The sequence below is a fragment of the Paenibacillus sp. S150 genome, from assembly GCF_019352175.1.
Classification (GTDB): domain Bacteria; phylum Bacillota; class Bacilli; order Paenibacillales; family Paenibacillaceae; genus Paenibacillus_AQ.
In genome coordinates, this window is sequence record NZ_JACBYI010000004.1 from 177,152 (window position 1) to 201,782 (window position 24,631).

Sequence of the window (24,631 nt, forward strand, 5' to 3'; positions counted from 1 at the left end):
AATGGATCTATGTACCGGGAAATTGAGGTGAAGGACTTTCTTCCGGTTCTGCTGGAGCATCTGAAATTCTCTGAGAGTATCCTGGATGTCGGGAGCGGCACCGGTACGCTGCTTGAACGCTACGAAGCTTCGGTGGTGATCGCACTGGATATTCACAGGCCTTATCTGCTGCACCGCAAGTATACGGCACCCCATATCATTCCGGTGCATGCCGATGCCGGACATATCGATAAGCTGTTTCTGCCGGGGACCTTTTCGGCAGTGACGCTGGTCGACTCCCTGGAGCATTTCACCATGAGGGAGGGCAGGGCCATTTTGCGAAAAGCGGAGATCATCGCCGCAAACCGCGTGGTTGTATTTACACCGCGCGGGTTCTTTCCCCAGGAAGGAACGGATCATTACCATCTGCACGGAGAGCAATTTCAAAAACACCGGAGCGGCTGGGAGCCGGAGGATTTTTTGGAGCTGGGCTATGCCGTCACCGTCCTCAAGGGCTATCATCATGCGGAGAATCCTTCCTTCCGTGAAGCGTTCGGACCGGAGCATGCGCCGCTGGACGCCTTGCTTGCCTGCAAAATCGTATAAATTCAACCCGGGAAGGAGGTGAGCGCATGAATCATGGAACCAGAGTCTCGGTGGTAATCCCGTTATACAATTGTCCATACGTGCATCTTGCCATAGAGAGTGTGCTTACGCAGAGCTACCGGGATATTGAGATTATCGTTGTCAATGATGGATCAACGCTTCACACAGAGAAGCTTGCCCCTTACACCGGCAGAATAAAGGTGCTTAACAAAGTAAACGGCGGTACCGCTTCAGCCCTGAACCTGGGAATTAAGTACGCCAGCGGGGCTTATTTTGCCTGGTTAAGCGCCGACGACCAGTTTCATCCTGATAAAATCAGGCGGCAAATGGAAACCTTGCGCGGCACACAAACCTCTTTTAACCATACAGCCTATTATTATATCAATGAGCTGGGACAGCGATTCTCCGATATCGTCCGTATGTCCCCCCACAGTAAAACCCAGCTTATTGAGATTATGATGAAGGGCTGTCCGGTAAACGGAAGCTCTGTACTGCTCGATATGAATATTTTCAAAAAAGTCGGACTTTTTAATGAAAAATTGCTATATACCCAGGATTATGATCTGTGGCTGCGCATATTGCCGCATTATGAATGGTCATATATTGAAGATCCGCTGCTGGATTACAGGGTTCATAAGGAGATGGGATCCGTCATCCACAGTGAGGCGCAGAACCGGGAGATTAAGCAGGTGCAGGAGCAGCATCAGGGAACCCTTGTACGGCTGCTCGGAAAGGAGGGAGAGCGATGAGAATAACCTTCCCTATTCTAACGCTATCCCGGGGAGGAGCGCAGCGGATGCTGGCTGAGCTGGTCAACCGTCTCACGGAATTAGAGCACCGGGTGATTGTTCTGATGCCGCCCGGCGGCATCGTGGAATATGAGATCAGATGCCCGATTATCTTTTCCGGCGCTGCCCGGATTTCGGAGGATGATTTCCCGGAGGGCGATGTGATCATCTCCAACTTTTTTTCAACTGTGTCTGTGGCGCAGCGGGCCAGCCGGCAAGGGAAGGGTATTCATATCCGCCTGGCGCTCTGCTATGAGCCCACGTTCTTGCCGGACAATAACGAATCGTTTGCCTCTTACCATCACTCGCCGAATTTGCTGGTGCTCTCGCGCTGGCAGCAGGGGATCATCCGCCTCAACCATGGAATCAAAGGCCGGATTGTGCCCATTGGCGTAAGCTCCGACTTTAAAAATATGCACATCCGCAACCCGCAAAGGAAATTTGTGGTTTCCACCATAATGCGCAAGCCGGAGGGGGGCTTCTCAGACCACCGGGAGCAGGAATACCTGCTGCAGCAGCTGAATTTGGTAAAGGCCAGGCATCCGGAGGTTCAGCTGTATCTGATTACGCCGCCGGGAGAATTCGCCGAATCGCCTGCCCTGCAGGCACTTATGGGCGACGGGCGTTACCATTTGCGCACTCCTTCAAATGATGAGGAACTCTGCTACCACTATAATGAAAGTGATATTTTTGTAAGCTCCAGCACCTACGACAGCGGCTCGCTGCCCGGTCTTGAAGCGATGCGGTGCGGTGCGGCACTCGTTACGGTCTATTCCGGAGGCAATCTTGAGTACTGTGTCCACGGACATAACTGCCTGATGTCGTACCGTTATGAGAACCGGCTGGCAGAGGATGTTGCGGCTCTCATCCGGGATCAGGAGCAGCGTGACCGGCTGGCCCGCAATGGGGAAGCCGATTCCCTGCGGTTCACCTGGGAGAGAAGTGTACAAATTTTCCAGGCAGAGCTTTATGAGCTTTTATCTAAGCAGGGCTGAACCGGATTGCATAAGGCAGAAAGAACCTTCAACTCCACTTGGCCGTGTGGAATTGAGGGTTCTTTGTGTTTTAGAAAATGGAGAAGGAATTCATCATTTCGCGAAAGGACTGGGCATATTTCTCGGAACCGAACCGGGAGATCATGTGATTGCGGCCCTGCTCGCGGAGGAAGCTGCGCAGCGGCATATTGTCCATCAGCTCCAGGCCTTCGTTAACGGCGGCTTCAACATTCCCCAGCGGGTAGAATTTTCCCGTTATATTATGAATGATGAAGGAACGCACACCGTCGGAATCTGTGCTCAGCACAGGACAGGTACAGCATACAGCCTCGGCAACGGCATAGCCGAACCCTTCGGTGATGGAGGTGGACAACAGAAATCCGCCGGAAGCGGCAATGGAGGAGTAGTATACCGGCATAAGATGATTGGGAATATTGGTGAATACATTCAGCCTGTCATTCAGCCCCAGAGATTGAAGCTGAGTGTTGAAGAGCTGCTTCTGCTCCTCTGACGCCAGATTCGGGTCATGGAACATCCACAGATGCAGATTGGGTTTGCTGCGGCGGATGAGGTGCGCCACGTTCAGATATTCACTCCAGTTCTTGTTCGTTTCCAGCCGTCCTACCCAGGCTATCACCGGATCACAGGGAGGGTCACCGGGAATGAAATGGAAGGAATGGACATCTACAATATTGGGAATGACATAACGCTGCAGCCATGGGCAGGTGGAAATAAACAGCTCCAGCAAATGGTCTGTGGGCGGAATCAATACCGCATTGCAATAGGAACGAAAAAAGGGGAGGGCATCAATGATCATCAGCTGGGCATCGCTGCGTGTTCCAAGGCCTTGGGCTTCATAAATGATCGTACGGTTGTACCCCAGACGGCGCAGACGCTCCATCAGCAGATAATCCGAAGTTACAATAATGGCATCGTAGTTGTAGGTATTGAGTATTCCTTGGATCTCCGTATCCGTTTGAGCAATAAATACTGGAAAGTTCGCCTTATTTTGGCTTCCTGATCCCGGCATGAGATACAGCACATGGCACTCTATCCCGCTGCGCTGCAGACTTTCGCACCGCAGCTTATTCAATGTCTCCACTCCGCCGCTGGGTACATAAAAAGTAAACAAAATCTTCAAGCTCATCCCTCCTGACTTTACCCTGCGAAAGAGATGCCCCTCGCAAAGTACGGCCTGCTGTTTATAAGATACGCCGGACTCCGCTTGCAGGTGACGATGAAAGGGCGGCGTTCCAAATCCTTTCAGGATAGCCCAGCCGGGTGAAGGCCATCCTAATCAATGTTGCGCTGCACATATTACAAATTCAGAGATGGAGGATGAATTCATGTTGCGATCAAAGATCAGCATGTCGGTTATGGCCGCGCTGCTTCTGGGCATGGTGAGCATCACGGGGTGTGGCACCAATAACACGGCAAGCGACAATAATGTTCAGACCAACAGTGTGCGGGGAGCCCAAGATGGCCGGCTGGGTGTAAACTCCGTACCCGGAAGCTTGAAGGCAAATGCCTTCGACAAGATGGAAATGAGCAAGGAGCTGGCTGACCGCGTGGCGGCTTTGCCGGAAGTCCGTTCCGCCAATGTAATGGTGGCTGGCAAAAGCGCATATGTTGCGGTAACTCTGGATGAAGCCGCAGGAGGGACGCATGCCAAAAACAGCGGCAATACTACACGGATAAACAGCTACAACGGTACAGGCAACGGCATGAAGGATATGACTATCGGCACGAGAGGGTCGAGAACGGGAACGCCGGGCATGACCGGCATGGGCGGCTCGATGACAGGCGTTCCGGGAAGCGCGACAGGCACAGGAACCACCGGCGGAACAGGGACGGCTGATCCGGGGGCTTATGCAGGCAATGGAGGCAACGGAATTATGTCCCGCAGCAATATAACCGATGGCCGCACCCTGAAACGGGATATCGACAGAAGTATGGGAACAGCGGCGGGAACCCGTACGGTCACTCCATACAGTACGGACAGCACGGGTAACGGCAACGTTATTGCTAACGATACTGTGACCAAGGAAATGAAAGATAAGGTCGCTGCCGAGGTCAAAAAATACGATAAGAACATCGACAATGTATACGTATCGGCCAACCCGGATTTCGTGGAGCGGGCAAACTTTTATGCCGAGGAATTCAGCGCAGGCCATCCGTTGAAGGGCTTCGCAACGGAATTCAGCACAATGGTTGAACGCATTTTTCCAACACGCAGCGGATATTAATCATAATGGCCAGCAAGCCTTTTCTTAAAATATAAGAATTTATATGCTTTGCACATTAAATTATCCTTCTATTTCTCGCTGAAACGCCCTGTCCCTAATAAGGACGGCGAAGCCGTTTCTGCTTGTTATTATTCCTGCGGATTGATGCATTATTCCGAATGTAATGATAATACGCAAAAAAAGCGCAGCCCCTTCCGGCAGTAAATAGCCGGTCCGGGGCTGCGCTTGTATGAATTCACGGGCATTTTTAGTCAGCGAGCCTGCGTCCGTTGATCCAGACTCCGCGCAGGTCCAGCGCATCATCCAGCAGCAGGATGTCACCGCGTTTGCCGGCTTCCAGCGTTCCGATGGTCCGCTGCATGCCGAGGGCTTCCGCCGGTGTCATACTCGCTGCTCTGGAGGCCTCCTCCAGCGTCAGACCGACCTCCTGCACCAGATAGCGGAATCCGCGGATCATGGTGAGTGTACTGCCCGCGAGGGCCTCCGGATTCTCCTTTAGCCTGGCAACGCCGTCACGGACCAGAACCGGAAGGTCGCCGATGGTGTATTCGCCGTCACTGAGTCCGGTCGCCGACATGGCGTCTGTAATCAGCAGCAGATTGCCGGCATTCTTCAGCCGGGCGAGGACGGAGATGGCTGCCGGATGCACATGAATGCCGTCGGCAATAATCTCTGCGCGTATCCGCGAATCGAACAGGATGGCCCCGGCGGCACCCGGCTTGCGGTGATGGAGCGGGGTCATCGCATTGAACATGTGCACTGCCTGGTTCAAGCCGGCATCGGCCGCAGCGATGACCTCTTCAAATACAGCATCGGTATGGCCCAGTGCTGCTGTGATTCCATGCTTGCGCAGCCAGGTGACGGCTTCCAGCGCACCTTCCCGTTCCGGAGCGAGGGTGACCTGCCGGATCAGTCCGGGATATAAGGCCTCCCACTGCTCCAGCCATTCAATATTGGCGGGGACAATATGCTCGGGGTTTTGCGCACCGGACCATTTGGGACTGATGAACGGCCCTTCCAGATGCACCCCGGCAAGCTGTGCAAAAGGCATCGGGGAGGCGCGGAATGCGTCCACTTCCGAGAGCGCGCGGTCAATATCCTTTTTGTCCGCTGTCATGGTGGTGGCCAGCATGGTGGTGGTTCCCTGCGAGGCATGAAACCGGGTAATCGCCTCCAGTGACTCTGCATTTGCATACATGAAATCAAATCCGGCCCCGCCATGCACATGCACATCTACGAAGCCCGGAATCAGCAGGCCGCCGGTTTCCTCAGTGCTTACAGGCCAGTGTGCATAGACTTCCGGCAGAAAGGCGGCTTCACCGGCGTAATGGATGGCCTCTTCCGAGACGGCGATCGCCCCCTGCTGGATGATTCCTGCAGGGGTAAGAACTTTTCCGAACAGCAGCTCGCCGGCGGTGGAGGTTATTTCAGCCATTTTGCAGCACCTTCATCCAGCAGCACAACGACATTGGGATGGCTCTGGAGCAGAGAAGCCGGGCACTGTGTGGTGATCGGGCCTTCCAGTGCATTCTTTACCGCTTCTGCTTTTTCTTCGCCGCGCACCAGCAATACAATTTGCCGTGCCTTAAGAATGCCGCCGATGCCCATGGTGACCGCCTGGCGGGGAACATCCTCCCGGCTGTCGAAGAACCGGGCATTGGCTTCCAGTGTCTCAGGAAGCAGATCAACGACATGCGTGCCGCTGGTAAGGCTGGCATCCGGCTCATTGAAGCCGATGTGGCCGTTGCTGCCGATGCCCAGAATCTGCAGATCGACCGGGCCGCCATCCTCCAGCAGCTTATCATAAGCAAGGCATTCCGCGTCCAGATCGGCGGCGTTGCCGTTCGGGACATGTGTTCTGGACAGGTCAATGTCAATGTGGTTGAACAGATGCTCATTCATGAAGCTGCGGTAGCTCTGCGGATGATCTACGGGCAAACCTACGTATTCATCCAGGTTATAGGACGATGCCTTGGCGAAGCTGACGATGCCCTTGCAGTGCATATCGACCAGCTTGGCGTATACACCGACCGGCGAGCTTCCTGTAGCAAGACCCAGTACAGCCTTGGGATTGCTCTGCAGCAGGCTGACAATCAGGTTTGCTCCGGTCTGTGCGAAATCCTCATTGCTTTTAAATTTCAAAATATTCATTAGGCTTGACCTCCCCGTTTATGACGGTAATGTTGGACATTCAAGTAAGACTGCTCCAGCTTGGGAATGAAATCCCCAAACCTTGTGCTGACCATTCCGGTGAACAAAATATCGATGATATGCAGCTGTGCGATCCGTGAAGCCATATCGCCGCGCCGCATGCCCTGCTCCAGTGAGGAAGAGAACAGCGGGATGCCAGCCAGAGTGGCAAGCGAATTGCTGCCATAAGAGGTCAGCGAGATTGTGGCCGCGCCGCTGGCGGCGGCACAGCTCAAGGCGTCAATCGTTTCCGGGGTTTCCCCCGAGTAAGAGACCGCGAACGCCACATCGCCTTGATTGAGCGAAGACGCAGACGTAATCTGCATATGGGAATCGGAAAAAGCGGTGCAGTTCACGCCGATGCGGATCAGCTTCTGGTAGAAATCCTGGGCAACGATCGAAGAGGTCGCCATCCCGTAGAGGTCCACCCGCCGCGCCCGGCATAGCACATCAATGGCACTCTGCAGCCGCTGGAGATCAAGCAGCGAGGTGGTATCACGGATGGAAGCCAGATGATTGGCCTGCATCGCTTCGACAATCACAGAAAGAGGATTGCCTGCGACGATATCCTGGTAAGAGGAGCTGCCATCCTGAGGTGAGACATCGCTGTGGGCAATTTCTGCCGCCAGCTTGACCTTGAAATCCGGGAAGCCTTTGAAATGCAGCACCTTGCAGAACCGTGTAATCGTAGCCGGGCTGATGCCGCACTGCTCAGCCAGCTCCGTAATGCCCATATGGACGATTTCCCCGGGAGAGGCCAGAATCCGCTCTGCCAGCTTGCGCTCCATTTGAGACAGCTTGGACTTCTCATGCTCAAGGGCATGCAGGATGGGAGACATCCTTCCACCTTCCTTTCTTAGTTTCTTCAGATGTGATGAAATTATTTTTTAATAAAATGATAATTAATTAGAAAATTATTTTCATAATTAGGATAAAGCATAACCCTAAAGGATGCAAGAGGGAGTTTTGGCTGAATGCTGCGGGCTTAATAAGCTGCCGGAGTACACAGTGTGCTTATGGGTAAGACCGCTTGCGAACGGCCTTTTAGTTTAGTTTTTGCATGACGCTGGAGATGTGGGCTACTGTGCTATAATAAAAGCACGACATTTCAAGCGAGTTGAAGCCGATGAAACGGGCAGAGATTACGGAATTGCACCCAGGTCGCTTTGTACTGGTGGAAGCAATCAAAGCAAGCTCCAGCAACCGTGTGCGTCAATTAGAGGATATGGCGGTCATTCAGGACTACGGCAATCCTCAAGAAGCGTGGAGCGGCTATAAAAAACTGCACAAGCTTCATCCGACACGTGAGTTATATGTATTTCATACGAGCAGAAGTGATGTTGAGGTTGTAGAGGAATTTTTCTCAGGAGTACGGCAACGGAGTGAAATTTGTTATGAGCAGCAGATTCCCGGCTTTTGCATTGAACATATTGCTTTGACTGATTTTCCAATTCAGCTTGGTTCGATTCAAGAGCCTTATGGCTTTGACGGAATTGTTGGCATTGATTTTTATGATGAGAGCCAAATGCAAGGTGAACTTCGAAACCATGACAACATTTTCCCACAACAAAAAACCTCCCCTCATCCCGAAGGATAAAAGAAGGCATAAACGCGTCGCTTCTAAAGCACGGCAGCTATATCTTCAGCTCCCCAAGCTTGATCAGCTCGACAACCGCTTGCGAACGGCCTTTTACGTTTAATTTTTGCATGACGTTGGAGATGTGGTTGCGGACGGTTTTTTCGCTGATGAACAACAATCCGGCAATATCCCGTGTTGTTTTGTCCTGCACAAGAAGCTCGAATACTTCGCGTTCACGATGCGTCAACAGAAATTTGCTGTGATGTTCGTTCCCTTTCAATGGTGTCACCCCTCCTTGCCCTGGGTTTGTTTGGTATAACAAGGTAAAGGGATACAGTCAAAACCATATTATGTATCGGGGCAGTTAATGGTGCGGTCGCTGCCTTAAAATGGGCGATGGCGGAGAGAAGGAACACAGGCACGGAAATCAACAGGCAAAAAAACGGCTGCCCCTTCCTGTCCGCCAGGAAGACCACCCGTTACATATACCGGTCCGTCACGCCCTTGCGGTCACGCCGGTTTCTCCGGTAATGCTGTTGCTCCTTCAGTGTATTTTGTGAAATGGATTCCATAGCAAGCTTTTTATTCGGAGAGCTTCCGGCACGCAATATGCTAAAATAAAAGCACTATATACCCTGATCCAGGAGGCAGCGCCGATGGCCAATATCAAAGAAATCGCCCGCATTGCCGGGGTTTCCGTAACGACTGTATCGCGTGTGCTGAACAATCATCCATATGTAAGCAAGGAAAAGCGGGCTGTGGTGCTGAAAACGATTGAGCAGCTGAACTATACACGCAATATGAACGCCGTCCATTTGATCACCGGCCGTACGGGGGCGGTTGCGGTTGTATTGCCGTCCATCAATAGCTTTTACTTCTCGGTGGTGGTGGACGGACTGGCACAAGCAGCACTGACCGAGCAGTATCGGCTGATTCTGTGCCAGACCAATTATGTCCCCGAAGAGGAGCTTAAGGTGCTGGACATGCTGCGCAACAAAGAAATTGACGGCGTGGTCATCGTCTCCACAGCACTGAAGCCCGAAACCATCGAACAATACATCACTTATGGACCGATTGTTGCCTGTCAAAATAGCGGGGAACGCCAGTACTCTACAGTATATATTGAGCATTACGCCGCTTTCCGCCATGGGCTGGACTATCTGTACGGCAAGGGACACCGCAGAATCGGCTATTGCGAAGGCCGTCAGAACGGCAGCAGCGCCTCCATCCGCCAGAACGCTTTTCAAAATTTCCTTGCTGAAAAGGGGCTGCGCTTTGAGAAGGAGTGGATGATTTTCGACTGTGTGCGCGAGGAGGACGGCGTGGAGGTAGCCCGGAAGCTTCTGGAGATGCAGTCCCGGCCTGAGGCAATGATTGTCTCCGGTGATCATGTGGCCGCAGGCCTGATCATTGAAGCCCGTAAGCAAGGCATGAGTATCCCGGAGGAGCTGGCGGTGATGGGATTCGACAACCAGCCGATCGGACGGCTGCTCGGAATTACTACGATAGACAATCAGCTTTACCAGATGGGCGCGGCTGCCTTCGGGATCATTTACGGTCATATTAACGGCAGCAGCCTTCCGGTAACCCGCAAGCTGGAGTACCGGATTATCGAGCGGAGCACGGTATAGGCAGAGGAACCGGGGACTGGTGCTTTCTGGAGGTATTAGGAAGAGGCAATGTCTTGAAGATCGTTCCCAGCTTATCCGTATTATCTCCGGCACGGCCGAAGAAGCCGGCGACATAGCTGCCTGAAGGGGCTGACAGGGCGGTCGGGGATCCGCTTTTTGTTCCTGCGGCGAGCTTGCGGCCCAGATTCGCTGTCAATTCAAGATAGAATATTCTGCCGCTGCCGTTATAGCTGTTCTTGTATGCCAGAGCGCTTGTGATATATTCTCCGCTGTTTAGCGTGAGTGTTGCTGCTGTGCCGCCGTTTCGCAGAGTTGTTCCATCGGCATATTGCAGACTTACGGAATCCAGGCGGCTTGCGCCGCTTATGGTTGCAGATACCGGTCTGCTTGTTGAGGAGGCTGTGCTTCTCAAAAAGTTGCCGGCACTGGTCTCACCCGGTGTGCCGAGCATATAATTCTGCGTTATATTTTAAAAAAAGCGGCTGCCCCATGGAGACAAACGCTTGAATTGGCGATATGCAGAGGCAGAGAGGCTATTTAATCCGTTTCAATGCGGCTTCCTGGTCAATGGAGCGTCTTGACAGCAAATCAAGTGTGACGTCATGTCCCTGCAGTGTTGCTTCTATACGCTGGATGGTGTCGCGGGTGGCAATCACTTCAGCGTTCACTTCGGATACGGCCTGCTGGATCAGCGGAATCAGCTTGGTATCTTCTTTGATGCTGGAGATATCTGATTTCATCTCGCTGATCTCGGATTTCATTCCGGAGATACCTGATTTCATATCCTTTATGTCAGACTGCACACCAGTTAACGCTGTTAGTATCTGTTGAAGTACGGGGTCACTCATCGCTACAGCTCCTTAGCTTTAATCAATACATTATCGGTGGATATGTGCGGGAGGGGTTCTTCATCGGTGTAATTTTGATTTATTATAGCATAAATGGCCGGGACAGGAATTGGAAAAAGGATGAACTCTGTACTCTTGTCAAAAAAAGACCGGGAAATCTATAATTTTGACTGGTTTTCACACTAATTATTGGGATATTTACCAGCTGATAATGATGCTATATTGGTTCTGGTAAGCGTTTGCAAAAAATGCCGGAGGTGATTTTATGCAGTAGTCCCCATCCTGGACAACACAGATCAAAGAACGGCACGGCCACATCTGTTGTAAAAAGGAGCCTTACACTACAAAGGGAGGAATTAACTTTTTATGTTTAAACAGAAATCGTTTATGCCTTTGATGTTCATCGCTGTTTTGGTGCTGGCGCTTGCAGCGCCAGCAGTGTCCGCTGCTTCTTCGGAACCAGCGCCGCGGGCACAGGCTGCCGCCGCAGCTACAGGTTTGCAATCCTATGTCGACGCCATGCAGCCGGGCTGGAATCTCGGAAATACGCTTGATGCGACCGGTGCGGATGAGACCTCCTGGGGCAATCCGGCGGTCACTCAGGAGCTGATTAAGAAAATTGCCGCGCAAGGGTACAAAAGCATCCGCATTCCCGTGACCTGGGATGTTCATACCGGAGCCGCTCCGGGCTATACCATTGAGCCGGCTTACCTGGCCCGGGTCCAACAGGTTGTTGACTGGGCGGTGGCCGAGAACCTGTATGTAATGATCAATCTCCACCATGACTCCTGGCTGTGGATCAGCAGGATGGAGCAGCAGCATGATCAGGTGCTGGCCCGCTATAAAGCCATCTGGACGCAGGTTGCGGACCGGTTCAAGAGCTACTCCAACAAGCTGATGTTTGAGAGCGTCAATGAGCCGCGTTTCACCGACGGAGGAACAACCGATGAGAACAAGGCACTCCAGATGCTGGATGAGCTGAACGTATCCTTCCGCAGCATAGTTAGAAGCTCCGGCGGAAACAATGCCGCCCGTCCGCTCGTGCTGTCTACCTTGGAAGCGTCTCCAACCCAGACCCGGATGGACTCGCTCTACAGCACGATTACCGGGCTGAACGATTCCAACCTGATTGCGACGGTGCATTACTATGGCTTCTGGCCGTTCAGCGTCAACATTGCGGGCTATACCAAATTCGATGCGGAAACCCAGAATGATATCAACACTACCTTCACCAATGTATACAACACCTTTACCGCCAAGGGGATTCCGGTCATTGTGGGCGAATACGGACTGCTTGGCTTTGACAAAAATACAGGTGTAATTGAGCAGGGAGAGAAATTGAAATTTTTCGAATATCTGGCCTACTATCTGAAATCCAAGCAAATTACGCCGATGCTGTGGGACAATGGCCAGCATTTCGGCCGTACTACGTATCAATGGTCCGATCCACAGCTGTACAACATGATGAAGGCCAGCTGGACCGGACGTTCATCCACTGCTGAAAGCGATCTCATAAATTTGAAAAAAGGGGCAGCAGCCAAAGACGTGACAGTGAAGCTTAACCTGAACGGAAACACGCTGTCCTCCATCCTGTACGGCAGCCAGCGGCTCGTCCAGGGAACGGATTATACGCTGAGCGGCGATCAGCTGACCTTCAAGGCTGCCAGACTCTCCAGCCTGACCTCCTCCGGCAAGCTCGGAGTGAATGCGGTATTGACCGCTCGCTTCAATAAAGGGGCGGATTGGAGCTTTAATGTGATCCTCTACAACACGCCTGTACTGAGCAGTGTCCAGGGCACGACCAGCTCGTTTAAAATTCCTGCGGCCTTTAATGGAACCACGCTGGCTACGATGGAAGCCGTGTATGCCTCAGGCGGCAATGCCGGTCCGCAAAACTGGACTCCGTACAAGGAATTCGGCTATGCCTTCACCCCCGGCACAAATGGGATCAGCCTGCTGCCGGCCTTCTTTAACGAAGTGAACAACGGCGAGGTAATTCTGAAATTCCACTTCTGGAACGGTGAAATTGTGAATTATAAAATTACGAAGAATGGAACGAGTGTTACAGGGACGGCTATGTAAAATAAGCGAATAAGACAGAGCCTTCTTTTTCACCCGGTGCGTTTACGGGCGGGAGAAGGCTTTTTGCCGCTGCTTGCCAAGATTCATTGATTTAGTAAAGGTTTCGTTATTTTGTACCGTGGAAGTAAAGATGGAGATGGGATAGCATGAAATATATAACAATTCATCAGAGCTGCTAAGGATAGGCGGTGAGGTTCAGGGAACTTTGCGGAAGAAGGATTAATTACCGCAGAAACGGTGCGGCCTTTCAGGGGTGGCTAATCCGTTTCTGCTGATGCACTTTTTGTAAGCGTTAACATTCAAAGGATAAGAAAAGGAGCGTGATCATATTGCCTAAAAAAATGATCTCCATTCTGCTATGTCTCTTGATGCTGTCCGTCTACGTGCCGGGGGTACTCGCGGCCAAGACGGAGCTTGCTGTGGAAGGGGATAGCCTGGCTTTTGCGGCAGGGGAGCAGCAGATGCTGGCTGGGGCTGCCGGATCGCTTGCCGCAGCCGAAGACAATGGGCTGGACAGGCTTCCGCTTGCCGGGCAGTTCCCGCTGAAAAACGGTGATTTCTCGAATGGTGCCGCGGGCTGGAGCGAGCATGTGCAGGGACGCTATGACGGCTGGGACTACACGACAAAATTTGCTGTGCAAGGCGGGGAACTGAAATTTACTATTGCCAGCCAGGGCAACAACCCGTGGGATGTGATGCTCATGCAGAATGATTTTCAGCTGCATGCCGGAAATACGTATGTTGTGTCTGTAGATGCCAGAGCTACTCAGGCGAGAGACGCGGAGATTGTAGTGGATGATGCAAACGGACGTTATATCAGCCAAAAGGTAAGGCTCGGCACAGCAATGCAGACCTTTGCATATGAGCTTCCTGTGACCGCCGATTTGACCGCCTCCTTCAAAATACTGCTCGGAAAGGTGGACGGCCTGGCTGCTGCCGGAGAGCATGCTGTATTCGTGGATAATGTCAGAGTAGAGGTGAAGGATGCGCGGGCGAAGGCTTTTCTGCTGGCGAACGGCGATTTCTCAGATGGCTTAAATGGCTGGGAGAGCTACTCATCGGATCAAGCCGAACCCGGGGCCTCCGAAGCGGTTTTTGACGGAGCAGGCCATGCTGCAAGGATCGCTATAGATAAGACAGGAGCCTATCCGTCTGATATTATGCTGATGCAGAACGGCAAGACGCTGTCCCAAGGCGCAACCTATGTGCTCAGCTTTTTTGCCCGGTCCACACTGCCGCGCTCCATAGAAGCCATTGTGGAGAACGGCAGTTATGTCCGCCTCCTGAACGAGAGGCTTCAGCTGGAGAATTCCACGCTGAGCTACCGGTATGAGTTCACAGTGGAGAGCGATGAAACCGCCGGATTGAAGTTTCTGCTCGGCGATGCGGATGCTGCGGCTATTGCGCCGCATGATGTTTTGATTGATACTGTGCGACTGGAGCTGAAGGGCGCGCAGGAAGCTACCGGTGAACAGCCGGTCAGTACTACGGATATCTCCCTCCCGGCCGGTCCTGTATTGTCGCCTGATGCGGATCAGAATGTTGTGGGACAGCCGGTGGCACTTACTTTTGCCGACCATGCGGCTTGGAGAGCTGCGGTAAGCGAAGTGCTGGTGGACGGTGTGCCTCTTCCGGAAACGGCCTTTACGCTGGCCGCAGGCCTTCTTACAGTCGGGGAAAGCGCCTTTGGCAGCGTTAAAGACTACGAGGTCACGGTCAAGGCCGCAGGCTACGAGCCGGTCCGGCTGCTGCAGCCGATTGTAAATGAAAGCGACTGGAGCCTGGTATGGAACGATGAGTTCTCCGGCGAAGGGAACCATCTGGATGCCAATGGGGTCAACCTGGACAAGTGGGCTTACCAGAACGGAACCGGACAGGAATACGGGCTGGATGGCTGGGGCAACAACGAGAAGCAATATTACCAGAAGGACAATATCAAGGTGCAGGACGGACATCTGGTGATTGAAGCCAGACAGGAGACGGTCGGCGGCAAGCCTTACACCTCGGGCAGACTGTTCACCGACCCGACCTTCAGCAAGGCGTACGGCAAATTTGAAGCCCGGATCAAGCTGCCCGAGGGGCAGGGGCTGTGGCCGGCGTTCTGGATGATGCCGAAGGATCAGGCTTACGGCACCTGGGCGGCTTCCGGGGAGATCGACATTATGGAGGCGCGCGGACGGGTTCCGGGAACAGTCGACGGCACACTTCATTTCGGCAAAAACTTCCCGAACAACAAAGCCGGAGGCGGGCACTATGTTTTCCCCGAAGGGGAGTCCATTACCGGATTCCATACGTATTCCGCGGAATGGGAGCCGGGCGAGATCCGCTGGTACGTGGATGGCCGGCTGTATTTCACGGAGACGGACTGGTACAGCTGGAGCAGCGGACAGCCGGAGAAAAACGCATTCCCCGCTCCGTTCGACCAGCCGTTCTACATGATTCTTAATCTGGCGGTCGGCGGCAACTATGACGGAGGCCTGGAGCCGACGGGCTCCATGCTGCCTGCACAGATGGAAGTGGATTATGTCCGTGTCTATGAATTGACGGGACGGGACTATAAGGAGCCTATTGAACCGGTAATCAGCAAAGAGCCGGTTCCGGCCAACGCCAAAACGGCAATCGACGGCAGCTATGTCTACGATGCCGCCTATGAGCATGGGTTCCATGCGATTACGGCGGATGAAGCGCTTGATCCTCTCTATTGGAATGCGGTGACAGGTACCGGCGGAGCAGCCGGCGCCGCCGTCGACACCGTGGAGGGAACGCCTTATGCCAAAATGAGCATTACAAACGGGGGAAGCAACGATTACTCCGTCCAGCTGATCCAGAACGTGTCTCTCGTCAAGGGGCATTATTACAAGGTCAGCTTTGATGCAAAGGCCGGGTCTGCGAGAAATATAAACATGAAGCTCTCCGGCGGAGCCGACAGAGCCTGGGCAGCCTATTCTGATGTGTTTCCGGTCTCGCTTAAAAATCAGGTGCAGCACTATTCATTTATCTTCCAAATGTCCGAGGCCACTGATCTTTTGGCCCGCCTGGAATTCAATATGGGCTTAAGCACCGTTCCGGTATGGCTGGGACAGGTCAAAGTGGAGGAGACGGAAACGCTGGTGGATACTCACGCTCCCAAAGCGCCGCTTGATAACGGCAACCATGTGTACAACGGCGGCTTCGACCTGGGAACGATGGACCGGATGGTTTACTGGGATTTCGCAGTCCGGGACGGGGCTTCCGCGCAAGCAGCAGTAGATCCTTTGTCCCGGCAGCTGACGGTCTCGACAACAGGGGCAGGAGCGGATTCCGGCACAGTGACGCTGTCCCAGCAAGGGATGAATCTGCTGCAAAAGGACAGCTATATCCTGACCTTCGACGCCAAGGCCTCAGCACCGGGAAGTGTACAGGCTTCACTTGCCGGCAAGGATGGCGGCACTGTGTATGCGGAAGACCGTTTTACGCTGGATACGAATATGGAGCAGCAGTCCCTGCACTTTACAATGCCAGCCGGTACAACGGATGAGCAGGCAGTGCTGGAATTCGGCATAGGGGCTGTAAATGGCAGCGTTACACTCGATAATGTGCAGCTGATCCGTACGACCAACAATAATGTGGATTACAGCGGCGTGAAGCTGTTCCCGCTGGCCAACGGCGATTTTGCGCTCGGCCTGGAAGGCTGGGAGACCTTTGTCCAGGGAGGGGCGGCGACCTTCTCGTCATCAGGGGATCAGGCGAAGATCACGGTGCAGAATCCCGGAGCGGAAGCCTGGAACGTGATGCTGAACCAATCCGGCCTGCCACTGTCCAGGGGCTTTGAATACGTGCTTTCCTTCGATGCCAGCTCCTCGGTGAACCGCAATATCGAGGCAGCGCTGGAGAATGCGGGCTATACCAGACGTTTTCAGACCGGGGCGATTGACCTGACTCCGGAAACAAAGCATTTTACGTATGTCTTCAAGGCGGCGACGGATGATCTGGTGGCGCTGAAATTCATTCTCGGCCAAACCTCCTCCGCACCGGCCACGGTCCATGATATTGTGATCGACAATGTGGTATTTGAGATCAAGGATGCTCCGGTAAAACGGCCGCCTACCCTTGTTCCGGATAACAGCGGCAATGTTGTGGGAGCGCCGATTGAGATTACTTTTGCTGCGGAAGAGGGATGGAGCGGGGCTGTTCAAGCGCTGATAATCGGCGATAGCGTGGTTCCTGCATCCCGGTACACCGTAGGGGCGGGAAGCATCACCCTGGCTGCGGAGCTGTTCAGCATGGACGGCAGTTACACGGTTACTGTGGAAGCCTCCGGGTACGCGCCGGTCTCTGTACAGCAGCAGGTGTTCAGCAGCGACGGCAATCTGGTTCATAACGGCTCGATGTCCAACGGAAAGGCAAGCTGGCAATATTGGACAGAGGCGGAGGATTGGTCCCATTGGGACGTAGAAGACGGTGTTTCCGCGGTGGATATCCATTTCGACGGTGCCCAGCAGAATGAGTGGAATGTGCCATACAGCTGGTCCACCCAATTGCTGCAGGATGGCATCAGGCTTGAGGGCGGCAAAGCTTATGAATTAAGCTTCAAAGCCTGGTCCGATCTGGAACGGCCGATTGTGGCCGAACTGAACGGTTATACGGGTGCCGACAAGATCACCTATGAAATCTCTGAAGACCGCACCAAAGTATATACGGCCTCCATCACTCCGGCCCATACGATGACCTTGAAGCTGATCTATTTACTCGGCAATATAGATGGCTCCACGAACGGGAAAGAGCATACCGTTTTCATTGATGACGTAGCCATTAGAGAAGTGAAGCCGTCCCCCGCTCTGGTGGAAGATACCGCTGAAAATACAGTCGGACGGGATCTTCAGATTTCCTTCGCAGACAATGCTGAATGGAGAGCGGCGGTTGCTTCCCTTGCAGTAGACGGTGTTCCGGCTGCGCCGGAGCAGTACACGGTCGGTCCGGGAGCAATTCTCCTGAAGTCATCCCTGTTTCCATCCGCGAAAAGCTACACTATTTCGGTCATCGCAGCGGGCTATGCGAATGCATCCGTAGCGCAAAAGGTCAAAACCGGCGCCGCGAACCTGGCTTTGGGCAGGGAGGCTTCCTCTTCCAGCAGCATTCAGCCGGCCGCCTCCGCTTTTGACGGCAATGACAATTCGCGCTGGGAATCGGCTGCTTCCGATCCGCAGTGGATTGCGGTAGATCTCGGTGCCGCCTCCGTTTTGGAGAGCCTCCTGCTGAACTGGGAAGGGGCTTACGGCAAAAGCTATAAAATTCAAATCTCCACGGCGGCGGAACCCGGGGACAATGACTGGAACGATGTATACGCCACAGACAGCGGCAAAGGCGGAATCGATGAGATTCCCCTGAACGGACAGACGGCACGCCATGTCCGGTTGTACGGAACTGAGCGGGGAACACCTTACGGATATTCGTTGTGGGAGCTTGAGGTGTACGGCACACGGGGAAATGTTGAGGGGCCGGAGCCCGGAAATCCGAAACAGGCTCCCGCTCTTAGCGCGGATACAGCGGACAATACAGTCGGCCAGGACATCGCGGTCAGCTTCACGGATGATTCCGGCTGGAGAAGCGCCATCACTGCGGTCAAGGTGGACGGCATTGCCGCAGCGCCTGGGCAGTATACGGTCCGCGGGGGCGTAATTACCCTGCAGGCTGCCTTGTTCCCCGCCGCCAAGACCTATGCGGTTACAGTATCGGCGGCAGGGTATGCCGATGCGGTGCTTGCGCAGCCGGTTGCGGCAGCGCCCGCGGCGGCAGTGAACGTGGCGCTGAACAAGGAGGCGTCCTCCTCGGGCGCCCTCCAGCCGGCCGCGGGGGCTTTTGACGGCAATACAGGAACCCGCTGGGAATCGGAATTTTCCGACAATGAGTGGATTGCGGTAGATCTCGGTGCCGTCTACAGCCTGGATAAGCTGCTGCTGAACTGGGAAGGGGCTTACGGCAAAGGCTACCGGATTGAGGTTTCGAGTGCTGCATATCCGGTTGCCGGCGACTGGAGGGAGGTATTTGCCACCGCCAGCGGCGACGGCAATATCGACGAAATCACGCTTCAAAATGTGAGGGCCCGGCATGTCCGCCTGACCGGCACGGAACGCGGGCTTCCCTACGGTTACTCCCTGTGGGAATTTGAGGTGTACGGTACGCTTGCGGAGTTGTAAGGCTCCGGCTGACCGGATTCGCTGAATAAGCAGCACAAAGGGGCTGTCTCAAAAGTAGATTTTCTACGAGCGGAGACAGGCCGCCATCAATTTTAAAAGCATAAAAGTCAATAGAGCAGCGCTCCTCCTGTTATTGGAGGAGCGCTGCTCTATGTTTTTGGTCCAGGGCTGCTCGCTTCAGCAGATTGTGGGCAAGTGAAAGCCAACCGGCCTCTAGCGTCACTTTTTCGATCCCGCGAAGCAGAAAACGCCGGAAGCCCCGGTTATTTTTTAGTTGTCCCAATACACTTTCTGGCTCCGTAATTCGGCGTACAGCTAAGGCGTAGCCCTCTTCACTCCGCAACCGTTTCTGCGAGAAAGATAAGGCTAATGTATAGCGTGAAACATATAAATATCTTTTAAAAAAGGGCTGATCCAAGCAGCCATTTCATGGCTTTTGGGTCAGCCTCTTTGCCGTGAACGGTGCCGGTTCCATCACAGTAGTTAATCATTATCAATAGTCCTTAGCCCTGACTGGGCGAGGGGAGGCTTTTTGCCGTGGAGTTAATCCGGCAAACTATTTCAATTTATAAATATACAAAATAGAGCAATGGGTGTAAAATTGCATTGCTTAGATTTTTTGGGGGAGCAGGCAGTGTACATAATTCTTGCCAAAACGGATTACTTCATTAAGGGCTGTCCCCCCGTTCAGAGGGAGGAGGGCCGTTTTCGCTTGTTATGTGAATTAATTCGCATATGTCAGATGATGCATTGCCTGGCCGACCCGAAGGGAAGGAAAGTTTCAGAATCCAATCAACAGAGAAGATGGAGGCTGCCCGAAAATCATGAAAAGAACAAACCGGAAACACCGAATGATGCTGTTTATGCTGGCCGCTGCGGTCAGTATGGCTGCGGCGGGCTGCGGCTCTAATACGAACAATGCCGGCACGCCAAATACGGGAAATGCCGCAGCAGACGCGCCGGCGGCAAATGAAGCACCGGCTGAGGCGGCTGTGCTTACACTGGGACTATTGCCTTCGATTGACGCTATTCCATTTATCATTGCCCACGAGCAGGGCTTCGACCAGGAGCATAACGTGAACCTGGAGATTCAGACGTTTAAAAGCGCCAAAGACCGTGATGTGGCTTTTCAGGCCGGTAAAGTGGATGGCATCAGCGCCGATTTGGTGGCGATGTCGATCTACAACGAAGCGGGCCTGGATGTGAAGATCACCAGCACCACTACCGGTGAATTCGATCTGCTGACCGGAAATGACGCCATTCAGGATGTACAGGATCTCAAAGGCAAAACGGTGATTTTATCCAAGAATACTTCAACCCAATATACGGTCGCGATGATGCTGAAGCAGGCAGGTCTGACCGGAGACGATATTACCGTGACCGAAGTGCCGCAAATTCCGACCCGTCTGGAGCTGCTGAAGAATCAAAAAGCCGATGCGGCTATACTGCCGGAGCCTTATGTCACTATGGGCCGGGCGGCGGGCCTGCGCGTGCTCAGCTCCACCAAGACCGCAGGAGTGAACCCGTTTGTGCTGGCCTTTCCGCAAAGCGCCATTGATGCCAAGGGACAAGCCATTCGGGATATGTATGCCGCTTATGACGAAGCGGTAGCCTATATGAAATCGCATGACCAATCGGAGTATATTGACCTGATTATCAAGGAGGTAGGCTATCCGGACACCTTGAAGGATCAGATTACAGTGCCGGAGTACCTGCCTGCGAACCAGGTGGACGTTAAGGAAGTGGAAGCGGCATTTGCCTGGGCACGGGAAACAGGCCTGCTGACCAAAAATATATCGGCTGAAGAAGTGATCTCCGATGTCCAGTTTAAGAAATAGCGGACTCAGCATCAAAGCGCTCCAAGTGGAATATAAAAGCGGGCAATTGGCGCTCGGGCAAGTCAATTTAACCTTGCCGGAGCATGGGATCTATACGATTATCGGGCCTTCCGGCAGCGGCAAATCCACGCTGCTGCGCGCGGTGGCGGGACTTTTGCCGGGTTATGAGGGCGAGCTGCTGTTCAACGGGAAATCCGTTCATGACAAAAACACGCTGATCGGGCTTGTCCCGCAGAATTACGGGCTGCTGCCCTGGAAAACCGTCCGTGACAACATCCGGGTAGCCATGCGGATTACCCGTCCGGCGGGCGGGAGCAGGGAGTCCGTGGAAGCGGAAATTACCCATTGGCTGACGTCGATGGGAATTGCCGAGCTGGCCGGCCGCTACCCGCTCTCACTGAGCGGGGGACAGCAGCAGCGGGTGGCCATCGCCCGGGCATTTGCCATCCGGCCGGCCATTCTGCTGCTTGATGAGCCATTCTCCGCGCTGGATGCCATTACCCGCGAAGCGCTCCAGCAGATTTTCCTGGACAATTGGCTGGCTCATCCGGCAACCGCGCTGTTTGTCACCCATGATGTGGAGGAAGCGATCCTGCTCGGGCAGAAAATCATCGTTATGCCGTCAGGCAAACAGGACACCCCCCAGATTCTCGATAACGCCGCTGTTTTTGCAATGCAGCATGAGCACAAACGGGACAGCGATGATTTCTTTGAACAGAGCAAGCGGATCAGAAAGGTAATGCTTGAGAAATGGTGAAAAAACGGCGTCTTTCTCATGTGCTGCGGTTGTTATTAGTCTTTTTGTGCATGAACATCATCTGGTACATGGCCTATCTGCTGATGAACCACCCGATTCTGCCCAGCCCGGGGGCAGTCTATGAGGCAATGCTTGAGCTGGGAGCCGGGGATGTGGCGCTGAATGTCGGGTACAGCCTGCTGCGGATCTTCGAAGGCGTGCTCCTGGCACTGCTGATCGGCCTGCTGACGGGTCTCTTAATGGGACGTTCGCCGCTGTGGAACCGGCTGCTGGACCCGGTGGTCTATCTGACCTATCCGATTCCGAAGATTGCGCTGCTGCCGGTGGTCATGCTGTTCTTCGGCCTCGGCGAAATCTCCAAGGTGCTGATGATTATGCTGATTTTGCTGTTCCAGGTCATCATCTCCGTGCGTGACGGTGTCAAGGCGATTCCCGAGAGCACCTATGATGTCCTGACCAGCATCGGGGCAAGCCCGGGGCAGAAATTCTGGAATGTGACGCTGCCCGGCGCATTGTCGGTCATTCTCAGCACCATCCGGATTTCGCTCGGAACAGCGATTTCCGTTTTGTTTTTCACCGAAATTTACGGGACGGAGCACGGCATGGGCTTCTTCATCATGGATGCCTGGCTGAGGCTGGACTATCCGGAGATGTATGCGGGCATTATTCTGTTCAGCCTGGTCGGCTTTGTACTGTTCCTGCTGGTGGATGTTCTGGATTACAAATTTATGAAATGGCGGCGATAAGTGCCGTTATATAATCCTTGAATTGCAAAAAAAGACGACGTTCATTCTTTTTGGAATGAAATGCCGTCTTTTTGTTTATTATGCTTTCCTTATGACCACACTATCGTTGATTTGCAGCCGTTATAGCTAGATTCTGCCGTTCTAAACTGCAGAATACAAACTGTTCCGAAGATAACGCTTCCAAGTAAAATAGAGCTATAACCAGCTGGGTTGCTTCATCCGATACTAGTATCACAAATGAGGGATTTCAATGAGAGAATATACGATTGTCAATATCTTGTTCACCCGCAAGATGCCTGTGCGCATGGGCGAGCTGATAGCGGAGGTGGGCCTTTCCGAAAGGACGATCCGGGATGTCATCCGTTCGCTGGACAAGACGGGCGAGGCGAACGGCTTCCGGGTCCGCATGATCCGGGGGCAGGGCTATTTGCTGGATATCAGCGATGAGCCGCGGTTTAGCGCGTATTGGGAGAAGGGGCTGCTGCAGCGCGACCAGGTAGACCTCGATAACAGGCAATCCCGGCAGCAGTACCTGTTGTTCTATCTTTTGCAAAGCGACGACTTCAGGTCGATGGACCGGATGGCGGAGGAAATGGGCATCAGCCGCTCAACCATCATCTCCGATTTGAAGGAGGTGGAACAGCGGTTATCCCCCTTCAGGCTGACCTTAACGCGCCGGGCCCACTATGGAATGAAAATCGAGGGGGATGAGAAAGACTTCCGCAAGGCCTTTTCCCACTTTATTTTACAGAATGGACATGCTCTGCAGCACACGGAGGATTTTCACGCCTATGAGCGGGTATTTGACAAGGATCAGCTAAAGGCCTATCTGCTGCAGGTGCTGAAGGAGAAGAAGCTGAAAATCTCCGATGTGTTCCTGAATAATATAGTGACCCATTTGTTTATTCTCCTGTACCGGATTTCCAGGCATAATTATATCGTCTCCGGGCAGGACATGAAGGGTGCGTACGAGCCGCTGTACCATGACATCGCCGCAAGAATCGCCGGCTGGATTGAATCCAACTATCAGATCACTCTTCCCGAAGATGAAATTGATTATCTGGCGCTGCACCTTTCAGGCAAAACCATTATGGAGCATATCTCGGAAGAAACGAAAGCACATTTGCGGAAGGGGATAAGCGGTATTCTGGACCGGCTGGACCGGGAATTTCTCACCGGCTTCAATCAGGACCAGGAGCTGCGGGAGGCACTGCTGATTCATATGTTCCCGCTGCTGAACCGCCTGTACTATAATCTTCAACTCGGCAATCCGCTTGTGGAGGACGTATACAGCCAGTATGCCAATGTATTTGTGATATCCTTCCGTTTCGCGGACATTGTGGAAGAGCAGTATGGTTTCAAAATGTCGCGGGACGAGGCGGGCTATGTGGCTCTGCATTTCGCTACACATCTGGAACGGATGCAGCAGCGTAATTTGGAGCAGTTCAGACGGATAGCGGTCATCTGCTCCTCGGGCGCAGGCAGTGCCCAGCTGCTTCGCCTGAAGCTTGAAGCTTTGTTTCCGAAGGCGCTCGTAATCACAGCGTCCATAACAGAGCTTGAGGAGATCAGCGGCAAGCCTGTGGACCTGATTCTTACGACAGTGCCGCTGGATACAGAGATTAAGGGAAAACCGGTAATTCATATTAAACAGCTGCTGGATGATTATGAAATTCAGCGGATCAAAGAAATACTTTCCCTGCAGATCAACCGGACGCAGCCTTCTTATAAGCTGATGGATTTCAAGGATCTGTTCCGCAAGGAATTGTTTCATTTATCAGGCCCGGAGAATTATACAGACCTGCTGCTGCAGCGATGCGGGGAGATTGTGAGCCGGAAATACGCCGACGAGGATTTTCCCAATCAAGTGCTGTTCAGAGAGAATAAATTCACAACCATTTACAGAAACGGGGTTGCCGGACCCCACCCGATGAAAATGAGCGCCATCAGGGATTGCATTAGTGTGACCCTGCTGAAGAAGCCGCTTGTGTACGAAGGCAAGACGGTGCAGTTGATTTTCTTGATAAATTTGCGCCCGGGCCAGCTTTTTCTGCATAAGGAGATCAGCAAGCTGCTGCTGCTGCTGATGGAGAAGGAGGATACCCGCAACCGGTTGCTGTCAGTAAACAGCTATGAGCAGTTTATGTGTGAGATAGAAAGCTTACTATAG

19 protein-coding genes and 1 pseudogene are annotated in these 24,631 nt (G+C 53.2%); 12 read left to right on the forward strand and 8 right to left on the reverse strand.

The genetic code is table 11. The features are described 5' to 3' along the window. The first annotated feature begins 9 nt into the window (after positions 1-9). The 3 genes from HYD27_RS06685 to HYD27_RS06695 are packed head-to-tail and all read left to right on the forward strand — an operon-like array spanning position 10 to position 2,368. On the forward strand, positions 10-585 hold the full coding sequence (locus HYD27_RS06685) for a class I SAM-dependent methyltransferase (protein WP_219212830.1): 576 nt from the start codon (positions 10-12) through the stop codon (positions 583-585). Between the two features lie 26 nt (positions 586-611). Continuing rightward, positions 612-1,334 (forward strand): glycosyltransferase family 2 protein, encoded by a 723-nt coding sequence (locus HYD27_RS06690; protein WP_219212831.1) that lies wholly within the window; start codon positions 612-614, stop codon positions 1,332-1,334. Then, a complete protein-coding gene (locus HYD27_RS06695; protein WP_219212832.1) occupies positions 1,331-2,368 on the forward strand; it encodes a glycosyltransferase family 4 protein in 1,038 nt (345 codons plus the stop codon). Before HYD27_RS06690 ends, HYD27_RS06695 begins: the two co-directional genes overlap by 4 nt. 70 nt (positions 2,369-2,438) lie before the next feature. Here HYD27_RS06695 and HYD27_RS06700 read toward each other — a convergent pair whose 3' ends face one another. Continuing rightward, positions 2,439-3,515 carry a glycosyltransferase family 4 protein gene (locus HYD27_RS06700; RefSeq protein WP_219212834.1) on the reverse strand — a complete coding sequence of 359 codons (1,077 nt, stop codon included), beginning with the start codon at positions 3,513-3,515 and terminating at the stop codon, positions 2,439-2,441. A 199-nt stretch (positions 3,516-3,714) separates the two neighbouring features. On the opposite strand from HYD27_RS06700, the gene HYD27_RS06705 reads away from it, so the two are divergent. Beyond that, positions 3,715-4,614: a YhcN/YlaJ family sporulation lipoprotein gene (locus HYD27_RS06705; RefSeq protein WP_219212836.1), complete on the forward strand. Its 900-nt coding sequence runs from the start codon at positions 3,715-3,717 to the stop codon at positions 4,612-4,614. Between the two features lie 247 nt (positions 4,615-4,861). Here HYD27_RS06705 and nagA read toward each other — a convergent pair whose 3' ends face one another. The 3 genes from nagA to HYD27_RS06720 are packed head-to-tail and all read right to left on the reverse strand — an operon-like array spanning position 4,862 to position 7,643. Then, positions 4,862-6,049 carry an N-acetylglucosamine-6-phosphate deacetylase gene (gene nagA / locus HYD27_RS06710; RefSeq protein ID WP_219212838.1) on the reverse strand — a complete coding sequence of 396 codons (1,188 nt, stop codon included), beginning with the start codon at positions 6,047-6,049 and terminating at the stop codon, positions 4,862-4,864. Further along, positions 6,037-6,765 (reverse strand): glucosamine-6-phosphate deaminase, encoded by a 729-nt coding sequence (gene nagB / locus HYD27_RS06715; RefSeq protein WP_219212840.1) that lies wholly within the window; start codon positions 6,763-6,765, stop codon positions 6,037-6,039. Before nagB ends, nagA begins: the two co-directional genes overlap by 13 nt. Next, the gene (locus HYD27_RS06720) at positions 6,765-7,643 is read right to left on the reverse strand and encodes a MurR/RpiR family transcriptional regulator (protein ID WP_219212842.1); all 879 of its coding nucleotides are present in this window, start codon (positions 7,641-7,643) and stop codon (positions 6,765-6,767) included. The genes nagB and HYD27_RS06720 overlap by 1 nt, the downstream gene beginning before the upstream one ends. Positions 7,644-7,930: 287 nt before the next feature. Between HYD27_RS06720 and HYD27_RS31940 the strand changes: the two genes are divergently transcribed. Further along, complete coding sequence (locus HYD27_RS31940) at positions 7,931-8,401, forward strand: hypothetical protein (RefSeq protein WP_228745012.1); 471 nt, start codon at positions 7,931-7,933, stop codon at positions 8,399-8,401. 37 nt (positions 8,402-8,438) lie between these two features. Here the strand turns inward: HYD27_RS31940 and HYD27_RS06730 are convergent, their stop codons facing one another. After that, positions 8,439-8,663 carry a helix-turn-helix domain-containing protein gene (locus tag HYD27_RS06730; RefSeq protein ID WP_019908812.1) on the reverse strand — a complete coding sequence of 75 codons (225 nt, stop codon included), beginning with the start codon at positions 8,661-8,663 and terminating at the stop codon, positions 8,439-8,441. Positions 8,664-9,039: 376 nt separating this feature from the next. Between HYD27_RS06730 and HYD27_RS06735 the strand changes: the two genes are divergently transcribed. Further along, positions 9,040-10,014 (forward strand): LacI family DNA-binding transcriptional regulator, encoded by a 975-nt coding sequence (locus tag HYD27_RS06735; protein ID WP_219212844.1) that lies wholly within the window; start codon positions 9,040-9,042, stop codon positions 10,012-10,014. On the opposite strand, the gene HYD27_RS06740 is transcribed toward HYD27_RS06735, so the two are convergent. Then, the gene (locus tag HYD27_RS06740; RefSeq protein WP_219212846.1) at positions 9,992-10,465 is read right to left on the reverse strand and encodes a jacalin-like lectin; all 474 of its coding nucleotides are present in this window, start codon (positions 10,463-10,465) and stop codon (positions 9,992-9,994) included. The two genes, HYD27_RS06735 and HYD27_RS06740, sit on opposite strands and share 23 nt — an antisense overlap. Before the next feature lie 82 nt (positions 10,466-10,547). Beyond that, complete coding sequence (locus tag HYD27_RS06745) at positions 10,548-10,862, reverse strand: histidine kinase (protein WP_219212848.1); 315 nt, start codon at positions 10,860-10,862, stop codon at positions 10,548-10,550. Between the two features lie 366 nt (positions 10,863-11,228). On the opposite strand from HYD27_RS06745, the gene HYD27_RS06750 reads away from it, so the two are divergent. Beyond that, entirely contained in the window at positions 11,229-12,944 is a 1,716-nt protein-coding gene (locus tag HYD27_RS06750) for a cellulase family glycosylhydrolase (protein ID WP_219212849.1), read from the forward strand. Positions 12,945-13,273: 329 nt separating this feature from the next. After that, complete coding sequence (locus HYD27_RS06755) at positions 13,274-19,120, forward strand: hemoblobin-interacting domain-containing protein (RefSeq protein ID WP_219212851.1); 5,847 nt, start codon at positions 13,274-13,276, stop codon at positions 19,118-19,120. Between the two features lie 130 nt (positions 19,121-19,250). On the opposite strand, the pseudogene HYD27_RS06760 reads toward HYD27_RS06755, so the two are convergent. Then, positions 19,251-19,475 (reverse strand): annotated as a pseudogene (locus HYD27_RS06760) (transposase); the annotation flags it as partial. 469 nt (positions 19,476-19,944) lie between these two features. Between HYD27_RS06760 and HYD27_RS06765 the strand changes: the two are divergent. The 4 genes from HYD27_RS06765 (at position 19,945) to HYD27_RS06780 (ending at position 24,631) form a co-directional block, all read left to right on the forward strand. Further along, positions 19,945-20,958, forward strand: coding sequence for an ABC transporter substrate-binding protein (locus HYD27_RS06765; protein ID WP_219212853.1), 1,014 nt, complete (start codon positions 19,945-19,947; stop codon positions 20,956-20,958). Further along, a complete protein-coding gene (locus tag HYD27_RS06770) occupies positions 20,939-21,715 on the forward strand; it encodes an ABC transporter ATP-binding protein (RefSeq protein WP_219212856.1) in 777 nt (258 codons plus the stop codon). Before HYD27_RS06765 ends, HYD27_RS06770 begins: the two co-directional genes overlap by 20 nt. After that, positions 21,709-22,461, forward strand: a complete 753-nt coding sequence (locus HYD27_RS06775; protein WP_219212858.1) for an ABC transporter permease — start codon at positions 21,709-21,711, stop codon at positions 22,459-22,461. Before HYD27_RS06770 ends, HYD27_RS06775 begins: the two co-directional genes overlap by 7 nt. Before the next feature lie 250 nt (positions 22,462-22,711). Then, on the forward strand, positions 22,712-24,631 hold the full coding sequence (locus HYD27_RS06780; protein ID WP_219212860.1) for a BglG family transcription antiterminator: 1,920 nt from the start codon (positions 22,712-22,714) through the stop codon (positions 24,629-24,631).